The 12689-nt window shown below is 59.0% G+C and carries 10 protein-coding genes and 1 pseudogene; 7 read left to right on the top strand and 4 right to left on the bottom strand.

Annotated features, from left to right (window positions below):
* Window positions 1-140: 140 nt before the first annotated feature.
* Window positions 141-893, bottom strand: a complete 753-nt coding sequence (locus Q1M04_RS05595; protein WP_297997647.1) for a MurR/RpiR family transcriptional regulator — start codon at window positions 891-893, stop codon at window positions 141-143.
* Between the two features lie 789 nt (window positions 894-1682).
* Between Q1M04_RS05595 and Q1M04_RS05590 the strand changes: the two genes are divergently transcribed.
* The 7 genes from Q1M04_RS05590 (at window position 1683) to Q1M04_RS05560 (ending at window position 9306) form a co-directional block, all read left to right on the top strand.
* Window positions 1683-2645 carry a tripartite tricarboxylate transporter substrate-binding protein gene (locus tag Q1M04_RS05590; RefSeq protein ID WP_297997649.1) on the top strand — a complete coding sequence of 321 codons (963 nt, stop codon included), beginning with the start codon at window positions 1683-1685 and terminating at the stop codon, window positions 2643-2645.
* An 89-nt stretch (window positions 2646-2734) separates the two neighbouring features.
* The gene (locus tag Q1M04_RS05585; RefSeq protein WP_297997651.1) at window positions 2735-3250 is read left to right on the top strand and encodes a tripartite tricarboxylate transporter TctB family protein; all 516 of its coding nucleotides are present in this window, start codon (window positions 2735-2737) and stop codon (window positions 3248-3250) included.
* Between the two features lie 12 nt (window positions 3251-3262).
* Window positions 3263-4759 (top strand): tripartite tricarboxylate transporter permease, encoded by a 1497-nt coding sequence (locus Q1M04_RS05580; RefSeq protein WP_297997653.1) that lies wholly within the window; start codon window positions 3263-3265, stop codon window positions 4757-4759.
* A gap of 2 nt (window positions 4760-4761) precedes the next feature.
* Window positions 4762-6114: a sulfatase-like hydrolase/transferase gene (locus Q1M04_RS05575; RefSeq protein ID WP_297997655.1), complete on the top strand. Its 1353-nt coding sequence runs from the start codon at window positions 4762-4764 to the stop codon at window positions 6112-6114.
* A gap of 30 nt (window positions 6115-6144) precedes the next feature.
* Entirely contained in the window at window positions 6145-7251 is a 1107-nt protein-coding gene (locus Q1M04_RS05570; protein WP_204791407.1) for a GntR family transcriptional regulator, read from the top strand.
* A 36-nt stretch (window positions 7252-7287) separates the two neighbouring features.
* Window positions 7288-8412, top strand: coding sequence for an anaerobic sulfatase maturase (locus Q1M04_RS05565; protein ID WP_300345790.1), 1125 nt, complete (start codon window positions 7288-7290; stop codon window positions 8410-8412).
* A gap of 108 nt (window positions 8413-8520) precedes the next feature.
* Window positions 8521-9306: a sulfite exporter TauE/SafE family protein gene (locus tag Q1M04_RS05560; RefSeq protein ID WP_300345788.1), complete on the top strand. Its 786-nt coding sequence runs from the start codon at window positions 8521-8523 to the stop codon at window positions 9304-9306.
* Between the two features lie 426 nt (window positions 9307-9732).
* Here Q1M04_RS05560 and Q1M04_RS05555 read toward each other — a convergent pair whose 3' ends face one another.
* The 3 genes and pseudogenes from Q1M04_RS05555 to Q1M04_RS05545 all read right to left on the bottom strand — a co-directional run.
* Window positions 9733-10806 (bottom strand): glycosyltransferase family 2 protein, encoded by a 1074-nt coding sequence (locus Q1M04_RS05555; protein WP_300446796.1) that lies wholly within the window; start codon window positions 10804-10806, stop codon window positions 9733-9735.
* Window positions 10807-10897: 91 nt separating this feature from the next.
* Entirely contained in the window at window positions 10898-12079 is a 1182-nt protein-coding gene (locus Q1M04_RS05550) for a BclA C-terminal domain-containing protein (RefSeq protein WP_300345784.1), read from the bottom strand.
* A gap of 13 nt (window positions 12080-12092) precedes the next feature.
* Window positions 12093-12689: pseudogene (locus Q1M04_RS05545) on the bottom strand (collagen-like protein); the annotation flags it as partial.

The following is a 12689-nucleotide window of genomic DNA, read 5'->3' as shown; positions in this document are numbered from 1 at the left end:
ACGCCCGTTAACACGGAAAAAAGGGCTGTTCCAAGCCCAAAGAAAAGCCGTGCGCTATACTTGGTAAATAAAGTATAGCACACAGCTTGTGGAAATTTTTTCCCGTTTTCGTTTTATTTTTCCTGATTTCGCCAAGGAGATCATTCAAGCGGTCTTTGACTTTTAAAGTAGTATCCCACTAGCTCCTCAAATGCCAGGATTACCCGGCCAAAGAAGGGATTCGGCATCCCCCCTACCAGCGTCTGTTTCGAACCCTCGACAATAAAGACCAGATCGGACAGCGAGGCCAGGGTGGACTCCTCTCTTTTTGTAAAGCAGATGATTTTGAATCCCCGGTCCTTCGCTGCGCGCACGTCGTTCAATATGGGCACCGCTTCCCCGCTCTGGGAAATCGCAATCAGCAAAGACGGCTCAATATTGGTGGCGGCGCCTTTGTGTTCCTCATGGAAGATCATGAAGTCGTAAAAATGAACCCGGTTGAACACCATAAAGCCGCAGACGGCCAGCCGCTGCGCAATGTAGTCCGCGACCAGCTCGGAAAACCCGCTCCCATCGGCAAAGAGCTTCTGGTTCTGGAACTGCCGGAGAAGCTCACAAAACTGAAGGCCCTTCTCTTCGTCGTAGTTATCAATCAGCTCCTGAAGCGCCGCTCCGCTGGAGCGGTCATTTGCGTTGGCGGTCTGCTGCAGGTGATAATACAGTTCACTGTAGCCATCAAAGCCCAAGCGCTTGCACATTTTGATAATATAAGTCGGCGAGACATAGTTTTCATTGGCGATCTGCTGGACGCCGATTCTCCGCTCGTCATTTTCAATGTGCCGGATAATGCTGGTGATGATCTTGGTTTCTTCCTCGGTCAGCAGGTTTGTCAGGAGATAATAGTTTTTGTTCATAGGAGCGCACCTCCATGTTCGCTGCCTCCGGCTGCGTGAGCTGACACTTTATTATCTCACGATTCGCCTGGAAATGCAATCTTCTATCTTTGTTCTCCTTTTTCAGACCGGTGTTGCTGAAAGCAGCTTCGCTAAAATATCCGTCAAAATATTCGAAGTGTGCAGCCATCCACCAGCGGACGACTGCCCTATAAACTTAAATTTCTATTCTTCGATATCCATAATGAGTTTCTTACATTGTCTGCATACATAGGCATTCGGAAATTTAGGAGAAGATGCGAATGATACAAAATATATCGTCTCAAATGGCGAAATCTTGATTACCGAAAACGCGGAAAGCACCTCCAATACGATTGAGGCTGATGGTGTGGCGGCACATATCACCCTTTCAAATGTCAAACAGAACAGCGGTTTTCCCGATTCTGCTGCTTGCGGTTCAGACTGTTTTTCATGATGAATGACCTCCTATATGATATGTTGGGAGCTTTACTGTCCCCACAGTACCACAAAGGGGGAAACGGCGGAATGCAGCAATGTTTCAAAATCTGTTTACCGCAGTTTTCCTCCGGCGCACGTCACAAAACCAGGGCAGCAAATTTATATGAAATATCCAAAATAGCAATTGGCAGGCAGACAGGTTTCTACATCCAAGCTAACAACCAGACAACTTTGTTTCTTTTCTTTTAAAAGCTGTTGAATCAAGCGTGACTTTATGCTACATTTTCAATATACAGATGTTGGAAAATGACCTGGACCTCATCTGATGCAAAACAGAAAAGGAGCGAGATTATGAAAAGAAGAATTCTCAGCATTGCACTGCTTGCCGCCATGTGCGCAGCCCTGCTGGCGGGCTGCGGCCAAAAGTCCGCAACCTGGAAAGTGACCTGCCCCTGGGCTCCCTCCGGCGTGGCCGCCATGGTGAGCCAGCAGGCGGCGACCAAGTCCACCAGCTACTCCGACACCATCACCCTGGTGGCCGAGGCCATCAAGGGAGACGCCGCCACTGTAAACACCTGGGTAGCCGACACCAAGGCCAACGATACCGAGCTGGTCTTCGTGGGCGAGGGCCTGCTGTCCATCACCTCCATCCTGGACCCGGCCAAGATGCAGTTCGGCTATGAGGACTTTGTGTTTGTGGAGAACCTGTATTCCTCCATCTTCGTCCTCTCCGCCGACGCCAAGCTGAACATCGGCAGCGTGGCCGACCTGGAAGCCTATGTCCAGCAGGGAACGGAAATCAGCGTGGCCGTCAACGGCGCCACCAGCTCCGAGGCGTTCCTGGCCGCGGCTTTGTTCGGTTCCATGGGCGCGGGTGATAAGCTGAAGCTGACCCCCTATCAGTCTGCCGCCGAGGCCGCTCAGGCCGTGGCCCGGGGCGAGACTCAGTTCGCCGTCTCCCACCAGTCCCAGATTCTGGAGACCTATCAGCAGAAGGGCGTGACCGTTGTGTGCGCCTTTGACGAGGGCAATATCGAAAACGGTCCCTTCGCCGGCGTTGAAGGCGTGGGTCAGCATGGCTATCCCTACTTCCGCAACCGCTGCTTCGTCATGGCCCGGGCCGGCACCGACGAGAAGAAAGTCGCCGAGCTGAAAGAGCTCTACGGCAAGATTCTGGCGGATGCAGAGGTCGTGGAGTGGCTCCAGGACACCATGCTGCTGGAAGTGGATACCATGTCCGTTGCGGACGTGGAAGCCCATGTGGAAAACGTGAAGAGCATCGTCAACGAATATAAGGACATCGTCGCGGGCTGATCGCAGCGCTCCATACGGGGGAATGGGATAGGGCAGAGGTCCCGCCCATTCCCCCTTTTTATTCTCTGAATTTTGAAAGGAGGACCCCTATGAAGCAATGGGTAGAGCAGTTTAACGGCCGTATGGACGCCTGGGGCCGGAAGCTGCACGAAAAAGAAATCCGCATCCCCATTGACCTGGTTACCGGCCTGGCGTTCGCGCTCTTTGCCGTGGCAATCCTGCTGGTCATGCCGGACCAGGTGGCGGTTTCCGAGAAGGACGTGGTCAACGGCCGGGCGTTTCCCACCCTGCTGATGACGGTCATGCTTTTGTGCTGCGCCATGCTGATTGGCAAGGAGCTCTATAAGCTGGCCACAAAGCAGCCCTTGAATTGGAAGGTCATCAACATTCAGGTGGAGGCCAAGGCGCTGGTAATCCTGGGCATTCTGCTGGGCACCTATTTTCTCAGCAAGTGGACCGGCCTGTTTGTGGTGGGCGCGGTATTTTGCTGCCTGGGTTTTTTGCTGTATTTCCGGTGCCGGAAGAAATCCTACTATGTCATTACCCTGGTCATTGCGGTAGCCATCTGGGCGGCCTTTCGCTTTGCCTTGGGCGTGGACTTTTAAGGAGGGGGATTCATGTTACAGTACATTGCCCCGGCCACCGGCCTTTTGTTTACGCTGGAAAACATCCTGTGGATTAACATCGGCGTGTTTATCGGCTCGGTTTTCGCGGCTATCCCCGGGCTGAGCGTCATCCTGTGCGTGATTTTGTTCCTGCCCGTCACCTACTCCATGACCGCCATTCCCGGCATGATGTTCCTGCTTGGCATCTACTGCGCCGGGGGCTATGGCGGCAGCGTGTCCGCCATTCTCATCAACACCCCCGGCACCCCTCACGCGGCGGCCACCATGCTGGACGGGCACCCCCTGTCGGAGCAGGGCCGGACCAAGGCCGCGCTGAAAATCGCCTTGTACGCCTCCACCTTCGGCGGGATCTTCTCCGCCCTGATGCTGCTGTTTCTGGGGCCCCAGGTGGCCCGGGTGGCCGCTCAGCTGGGCACCGCGGAGTACTTCATGGTCTGCGTTTTTGGCCTGACCATCATCGCCGGCGTATCGGGCAAGAGCATGATCAAGGGCTTAATTTCCGCCTGCCTGGGACTGCTTATCTCCTGCGTGGGCTCCGACCCCATGACCAGCTATGACCGCTTTACCTTCGGCATTTCCCGGCTGTACCTGGGTTTGGACCTGGCAGTCTGCCTCATTGGCCTTTTCGCCCTGGTGGAGATCATGTCCAAGGCGGAGAAACGGCTGGACCGCCTGAATCTGGATACCACCCAAATCAAGGACGACGGCGTCATTACCAAGGAGGAATACAAGCGCATGGCCCGTCCGGTGCTGCTGTCCTCCATCATCGGCGTAATGGTGGGCATCATCCCCGGCACCGGGGCCTCGGAGGCCTCCTGGTTCAGCTATAACACCGCCAAAAACATGTCCAAACACCCGGAGGAGTTTGGGCACGGCTCCGTAGAGGGCATAGCCGCCGCCGAATCGGCCAACAACGCCGTCACCGGCGCGACCCTGATTCCCCTGCTCACCTTGGGCATTCCCGGAGACGGCACGGTGGCCATCATGCTTTCCGCCCTGATGATCAACGGTCTGAATCCCGGCCTCAGCCTCTTCACCACCCAGGGAAACATCATGTACGCCATTATGCTGGGCCTGATTCTGGTGAATATCTTTATGCTTCTCCAGGGCAAGTTCCTCACCACCCTCTTTGCCAAGGTGGTGTCCATCCCCCAGGAAATCCTTACCCCCATCATCGTCATCTTCTGCTTTGCCGGGGCCTATTCCGTGAATGAGAATTTCTTCGACGTGGGCGTGGCCCTGATTTTCGCTATGCTGGCCTGGATTCTGCGGAAGCTGGAGCTTCCCCCGGTGCCCATTCTCCTGGGGCTGGTGCTGGGCAGCATGACGGAGACGAACTTCCGCCGGGCCCTGCTGATCTCCAACGGGAGCCCCAAAATCTTTTTCAGCAGCGTGTACTGCATCATCTTCCTGGTCCTGATTCTGCTGGCGGTGGGCGCCATCGTCCGGGGGAAGATGAAGGAACGCAGCACGCAGAAGGAGGACTGACCATGCCCAACAACATCATTTTTTACTTCACCGACCAGCAGCGCTGGGACACCTGCGGCTGCTTCGGCCAGCCCCTGGACATCACGCCCAATCTGGACGCCCTGGCCCGGGAGGGCGTGAAGTTTGACAACGCCTTCTCCCCCCAGCCGGTGTGCGGCCCCTGCCGGGCCCTGTTCCAGACCGGAAAGTATCCCACGGAGACCGGCTGCTTCCGAAACAACATCATGCTGCCCGCCGGCGTCAAGACCCTGGGCCAGTACATTGAGGAAGCGGGCTATGAAACCGCCTATATCGGCAAGTGGCACCTGGCCAGCGACGGGGAGCTGGAAAAGCCCCCCACCATCGACCACACCGTCACCGCCATTCCCCGGGAGCTGCGGGGGGGCTATACCGGCTTCTGGCGCACCGCCGACGTGCTGGAGTTCACCTCCCACGGCTACGACGGCTTCGTCTTTGACGAAAACAACCGGCGGGTCGACTTCAAGGGCTACCGGGCGGACTGCATCAACGACATGGCCCTGGAATTTTTGGACGGCTACACGGGAGAAAAGCCCTTCTTCATGACCGTCTCCCAAATTGAGCCCCACCACCAGAACGACCGCAAGCACTATGAGGGGCCGGAGGGCTCCAAGGAGCGGTTTCGGGACTTCATTCTGCCCGAGGACCTGAAGGCCCTGGGCGGCAACGCCGCCGAGGAGTATCCGGATTACCTGGGCCAGTGCGCCAGCCTGGACGAAAACCTGGGGCGGCTGGTGGCGAAGCTGAAGGAAAAGGGACTGTATGAGAATACGGTGATTCTCTTCGCCTCGGACCATGGCTCCCACTTCCTCACCCGGAACCGGGACGATCATCTCAACGGCTACGACGACTATAAGCGGTCCTGCCACGACGCCTGCCTCCATGTGCCCCTGGTCATTGCCGGCGGGCCCTACCGGGGCGGCCGGGCGGTGGAGGAGCTGGTCAGCACCGCCAGCCTGCCCAAGACCATTCTGGCCCTGGCGGGCGTGGACGTGGGAGACGCCATGATCGGGGAAAACCTTCTTGACGTTGTGGAGAAAAAGGCGGATAATAGGCCCAATGAGATTTTCGCGCAGATTTCCGAGAGCCGGGTGGGCCGGTGCATCCGCACGGCGCGCTATACCTACTCCGTCTATGCCCCCGGCGTAAACGGCGGCGCGGCGGCGGCCTCGGACCGCTATGCGGACGATTTCCTCTACGACATGGAACAGGACCCCCACCAGCTGAACAATGTGGTGGCCGATCCCGCCTACGCCCAAGTAAAGGCGGAGCTGCGGGAGCGTCTGCTGGACTGGATCTGGCAGGCGGAAGGGGCACGTCCCGTCATTACGGACTGAGGAGAGCTGCGCGATTCCCGGGAGGGCGCCATGAAGGAACTGGACCGAAAGTCGGAAATGGTCTACCGCTGGGTACGGGCCTACATTGAGGAAAACAAGTTTTCCAGCAATACGAAGATTCCATCGGAAACGGTTCTGACCCGAAAACTCTCCGTCAGCCGGGAAACCGTGCGCCGGGCCCTGAGCCGGCTGACGGAGGAGGGGCTTCTCCTTCGGGTAAAGGGAAGCGGAACCTATATCAACAAAGAGGTGGCCCTGTCCTGGGAATTGGGGGGCAGCGAGGGAAGGACCAAAATCGGGCTGATCCTCCAGGGCCAGGACGGGAACGCCAACTCCAGTCTGATGGACGGCATCCGAAGCATCCTGCCCCCGGACCAGGTGGATTTGCGCACCTTCCTCACCGACAACAAGTTTGCCAACGAGCGCCGCTGCCTCCAGGCCGTGGTAAACCAGGGCTTTCAGGGGTTCATTGTGGACGGCGTGAAGGCCAGCCTGCTGAACCCCAACCTGGACTACTATCAGAAAATTTACCAAAAGCGGATTCCCGTCATTTTCTATAACAACTATTATAAGAACCTGAAATGTCCCCGGGTGGTGGTCAACGACCTGCGCTGCGCCGAGGAGCTGATCAGCCTGCTGATTCGCCAGGGGCACCGGCACATCGCCGGGATCTTCCTCTCCGACAATTATCAGAGCATCGAGAAGTTTCAGGGGATGACGGCCACCCTCCAGAAAAACGGGGTGGAGTATCAGGACGATTACGTCAAATGGTTTGCCTCCAGCGAGGCGTATGACGCCCATTCCATCAGGCGGTTTCTAAAGCGCCTGCCCCGTTATACGGCGGTGGTCTGCTGCAACTACATGATCTTCCAGCTGACCCGGCAGGTGCTGGAGCAGCAGGGGAAGCGGGTGCCGGAGGACTGCTCCCTGGTGTGCTTCGACTACTCCAGCGGCGACTGGGAGGCGGAGGGGGTGACCTGCTCCATCCACCAGGGTTACCGTATTGGACAGGAGGTGGCCTCCCGGCTGATGCGCATGATCCGAAACCGGGATTGCGACGATAAGGGTTACACCTATGTCTTGCCGCCGGAGATTTACCTGGGAAGGACGGTAGGACCCGCAAGAGAGGCAAGGTAAGCGGCGCGCCGCTTTGGAAGGAAAGGAGGGCGCCCCATGCCGCCCCTGAGCATTTTACTAAAGCCCGCTTCCAGCGGATGCAATCTGCGCTGCGCGTATTGCTTTTATGCCGACGAGGCAAAGGCCCGCACGATTCCCAATTATGGCCGGATGCCGGAGGCGGTGAGCCATGCTCTGATCGAAAAGGCGGTGGAGGCGGCCGAGGGATCGGTCACATTCCTGTTCCAGGGAGGGGAACCCACCCTGGCGGGATTGGATTTTTTCCGGGATTTCGCCGCCCATGTAAAAAAAACCGCCCCTCCCAGCCTGACGGTCTACTATGCCATCCAAACGAATGGAACGCTGCTGGATGAGGAGTGGTGCCGCTTTTTCAAAGAGAACCGCTTTCTGGCGGGCCTGTCCCTGGACGGCAGCCGGGAGTGCCACAACCGTTTCCGTTTGGACGGAGCGGGAAAGGGAACCTATGACCGGGTACGCCAGGCGGCCCGCCGGCTGGAACAGGCCGGTGTGGAGTACAATGTCCTGACCGTAGTGACCGGCTATCTGGCCCGGCATATCCAGAGCGTTTTTTCCAGCCTGTGCAGGGAGGGTTTCCGGTTCCAGCAATACATTCCCTGCCTGGACCCGCTGAAAGAGGAACGGGGCGGCCAGGAATACTCCCTTTCTCCGGCCCAGTATGCGGAGTTTTTGAAAAAGCTGTTTGACCTGTGGTACCGGGAGCTGGAGCAGGGCCGCTACTGGTCCATACGCTATTTTGACAACCTGCTCTGGATGCTGGAGGGGCACGCTCCGGAGCAGTGTTCCATGCGTGGGTGCTGCGGCTTGCAGTATCTGGTGGAGGCGGACGGCAGCGTCTACCCCTGTGATTTTTACGGGCTGGACGCATACCGCCTCGGGAATATCCGGGAGGACGTCTGGGAGGACTTGGACCGTGCCAGGGAAGCGCTGGGTTTTGTCGAAGCCTCCCGGCACGTACCGGAGAAATGCGGTCATTGCCGGTGGTATCCCCTGTGCCGGAACGGATGCCGGCGGGACCGGGTTCTTGAGGGCGAGCAATTGGGATGCAACTATTATTGTGAGGCCTATGCCGGCTTTTTCGCCTATGCCCTTCCCCGTCTGGGCCGGGCGCGGCTCCTGCTGCGCCGTATCCAGGCTCCGTGAAGCGCCGGAAAGGCTGTATCTGACCAGTGAGAGTGAGAAGGAGACAGGGCATTTTCCCCGTGCGCTCCGCAAGGACCTGGAGCATACATTAAGCTGTGAGGAACCAACATGCTGATCTTTTTTCTTGTGGCCCTGACGGCCAGCGTCGCGGGGGCAATCTGCGGCATCGGCGGCGGCGTGATCATCAAGCCGGTGCTGGATCTGCTCCATTTGGAGACGGTAACCGCCATCAGCTTTCTGTCGGGCTGTACGGTGCTGTCCATGAGCTGCTATTCGGTGGGAAAATCCCTCCTGGCGAAAGAGCACAGCGTTTCCTTGAAAGTGGGGACGCCGCTGGCCCTTGGCGCGGCGGCGGGAGGACTGGCGGGAAATCAGCTGTTTGCCGCCGTGCGGGAGCTGTCCGGCTCGCCGGACACGGTGGGGGCGGTTCAGGCCGCCTGTCTGGCCGTGGTGACTGCGGGGACGCTGCTGTATACGGTCAACAAGTCCCGCATTTCCACCCGCCGCGTCCAAAACTTCGCCGCCTGCGTGGTCATCGGACTGGCGTTGGGGGCAATGTCCAGCTTTTTGGGCATCGGCGGCGGGCCTATCAATCTGGTGGTGCTGTACTACTTTTTCAGCATGGACACCAAGACCGCCGCCGCCAACAGCCTGTATATCATCCTGTTCAGCCAGATATGCAATCTGCTCACCACGCTTTGCACCGGCGCGGTCCCGCCGTTCCGCTGGCCCGTACTGGCACTGATGGCGGCGGGCGGCATCGGCGGCGGAATCATCGGCCGGAAGCTGAACCGCCAAATGGCGAATCAGTCGGTGGAGCGGCTGTTCATCGGCCTGATGGGGGTTATTATCTGTATCAGCCTGTTCAATACATGGAGGTATGCGGGCTGGTAGATGCGGGCCCGTTTCCCGGTGCTGCGTTATTCTGATACAAAAGGACATCTAGGGCAGCACCCAAAAATCATGAGAAACGTTCATCGGTCCAGGAACCGCAGGGCCGCGTTGCCGTCCTTGACGGGCGTCAGCCCGCCTGCGTCCTCTGCCTTGCCCTGCGCTCGCTTCCTTTTTCTCATTATTGCTGGGAACTGCTCTAGCTCTTTGAACCCCTCGTCTCAACCTAGTTTGCAGAAAGTCTTCGAGGCATATTGCGCTCCATGGTCGCTGTAAGACATCAGAAGACTTAAGAGCATTCCTGCTTTGGAACATTTGCTTGAAAGTTCCCTTGCGGCAGCGCCCCATGCCCGGTGTTTCATAAATCGTAATCCGGTCAACCAGTTCGTGAATCGGTTGAAGAAAGCCTTTTGGATTTGGTAAGTGTATTCACTCTGACAGAGCCTGAAAGACGCTGCGGTTGTGGAGAACCGCTGGGGAATCCGGTTTAAAGGCGGCGGCCAATTCATTAAAGGTTTCCGCCCGTTTCTGGTCGCCAAGGCGGCTGTAGCAGAGACACAGCTGAATACAGGGGAGGTATCCGTAACAATCCGGGGAGACGAAACCGCCCTTGCGGTCATCCCGGGTACAGGTCAGGGCCAGAGCGTACCAGTAGGCGGCCTGGCGGTATCGCTCCACCCGGAGGAACCAGTGTCCGATTTCACAGCAGGCCTCCGCCCGAGGGCGGTCGTAGACAAAGGTGTGCAGCAGCGCGGCCAGTTCTGCCTGATCATGGCCCAACTCCTTGTGACAGTAGGCGCAGTGGCAGCAGGCATCAATGTTGTTCTCTACCCAGCCCCGGCCTTCCTCCAGGAAGCGCTCAAAGACGGCCAGCGCCTCATCCCAGCGGTGGTGGTAATAGAGCTCCCGGCCATAGTAAAACTGCTGGCGGGGCTCCAGTTCCACGCCTGCGTCCAGCTGGGCCTGATAGATATGCAGGTTTCGGTCCGGGTCGGAGGGATGGGTCTTGCGGTGTGTGACGGCAAAATCTGCATATTTTGTCTGCCCCACCGGCGTGATCGCTTCGTGAACGGCTCCCACCCAACTCATCCCCTCCCGGTTCTTGATGAGCCGCTCCCGGTAGTAGGAGAAGGTCACCCGGCCGCTCTCGTCAAAGCCGGTGTGGTAGGGAGCCATAACCACCGCGACAGAGGGGTCCAGCGACTCCTTCAAAGCCAAAAAGGCCTTCCGGTCCTCATCCAAAAGTATATCGTCGGCGTCCAGCCACATACAGTAGTCCATGGACGCGTGGGAAAAGGATTCGTTTCGGGCGGCGGAGAAGTCGTCCCGCCAGGAGAAGTCAAAAATTTTATCTGTAAACCGGGCGGCGATCTTCCGGGTGCGGTCAGTAGAACCGGTATCCACAATGATGATCTCGTCCACCAGCCCAGCGGCGCTCTCCAGACAGCGTTCCAGCACGTCCTCCTCATTTTTTACAATCATACACAAGCTGACGCTTACCATAGCGCGGCCTCCTTTCAATACGCAACATGTGCTCCCGCCGGCTTCTGCCGGCGGGAGCATATGGTTTTGGCTTCATGTCTAATGCCTGCGTTTATTCGTCGTCGAAATCCAATCCAACTTCCACTTCCGTATCGTGTTCCGGGGCTCTCACCAAGCCCGGCCCATCCAGCCGGATGATGGTCAGGGAGGCCCCTGCGCCGCCGCCCACCAGAATGGCAGTGCCCACAATGCTGGTGAACATTTGCAGGGAAATGGTGGAGTTTGCGGGCAGGGTAACTTTGATCTGGTTCTCGAAATTGGAGGTGGAGATGACCGGATTGATGGTGGAGGGGGTGCTGTTGGCCCCATTGATTACCAGCCGGGTCCCCATCAGCAGTCCTACAGTGGTATTCACGTGGTAGGAAATCTGGTAGGTGCCCGGTGTGGCCACGGTAAACACCGTGTTCCCAGCGTTGACGGTGATGTCCGGAGACAGGAGCTGGGCGTTGGGCAGGGCAATGGGAGCGCCCCCCAGCGCCACCAGAATGCTGCTGCCCTGGGTGTTGGCGGCAAAGCCGGCGGTAACCGTCGGATTGGGGCCGGTGGCTCCTGTGGCTCCGGCAGCGCCTGTGGAACCGGCGGCTCCAGCCGCCCCCACCGCACCGGCAATGCCGGTCGGGCCGGTCGGGCCGGCTGCACCAGCGGGACCAGCGGCCCCGGCAGCGCCATCTGCCCCGGCGGCCCCGGTGGGTCCAGTTGCCCCTGTTGCCCCAGCGGCTCCCGTGGGACCAACTGCTCCGGCGGCTCCGGCAGTGCCCTCTGCCCCAACGGGACCAGCGGGACCTTGACCTCCGGTGGGGCCGGCGGCCCCGGTGGCTCCTGTGGCCCCTGTTGCGCCGACAGGTCCGTCCGTTCCGGTGGGACCGGTGGCTCCGGCGGCTCCGGCAACACCTTCTGCGGGACCGGTGGCCCCTGTCGCGCCGGTAGGACCGGTGGGACCGGGCAGGATGGGGGCGCTCATGGCCGTGGCCAGCTTGCCGGTCAGAAGCATCTGCTGTTCCATCACGTTGGACAGGGTCTCTTGGACGCTTTGGTTGACCTGCATCACCTCATCCAGCGCCGCCGCCGTTTCCAGACCTGGCAGGGTCCCCAGAACATATTGCAGCTTCTCCCCCTCGGCGTTGAGGATGTGGCTCAGGCTGAGTTCCTCGGCAGCGATGGAGGAAATGATCTCGTTGAGGCTGCCCTCACGGGTCAGAGGCGGATCAATGATAGGAAAGGTTGGCAGTGACATAAGACATCCCTCCTCAGCTCAGACGGGTGATGGACAGAGTTGCACCAGCGGAGCCGGGCAGCAGGGTAGCTGCCGAGGCGATGCCGAACATTTGCAGGGAGATGGTGTCTCCGGCGTTTAGGTTCAGCAGGATCTCATTGGAAAAGTGGCTCAGGGACACTATCGGGGCCACAGTAGAGGCCGTGTTGGGGGTACCGTTGATGAGCAGGCGGGTGCCACTGGCCAAGGACGCAGTGGTGTTGACATTGTAGGACAGCTGATAGCGCCCGGCGCTGCTCACCGTGAACACCGTGTTTCCAGCGTTGACCGTGATATCCGGGGAGAGCAGTTGGCTGTCCGGCAGGGGAACCAGCGTGCCGCCCACCACAACGGCAAGCACTGTGCCGCTGGTGTTGGCCGCGAAGGCGGAAGTGGCGGTGACGTTGGGCCCAGTGGCTCCGGTGGGACCAGTCGCACCAGTGGCCCCGGTAGGACCAGTCGCGCCCGTAGCACCAGTGGCGCCCGCTGCACCCACGACACCCGCAGGGCCGGTGGCCCCCGTGGCGCCCGTCGCGCCTGTGGCTCCGGTGGCCCCCGTGGCTCCGGTGGCCCCGGTCGCGCCCGTAGCGCC

This window comes from uncultured Oscillibacter sp., from assembly GCF_950073225.1.
Lineage (GTDB): Bacteria > Bacillota > Clostridia > Oscillospirales > Oscillospiraceae > Oscillibacter.
Note: the sequence above shows the minus strand (reverse complement) of the source record. Positions and strands in the feature narration are given on the sequence as shown.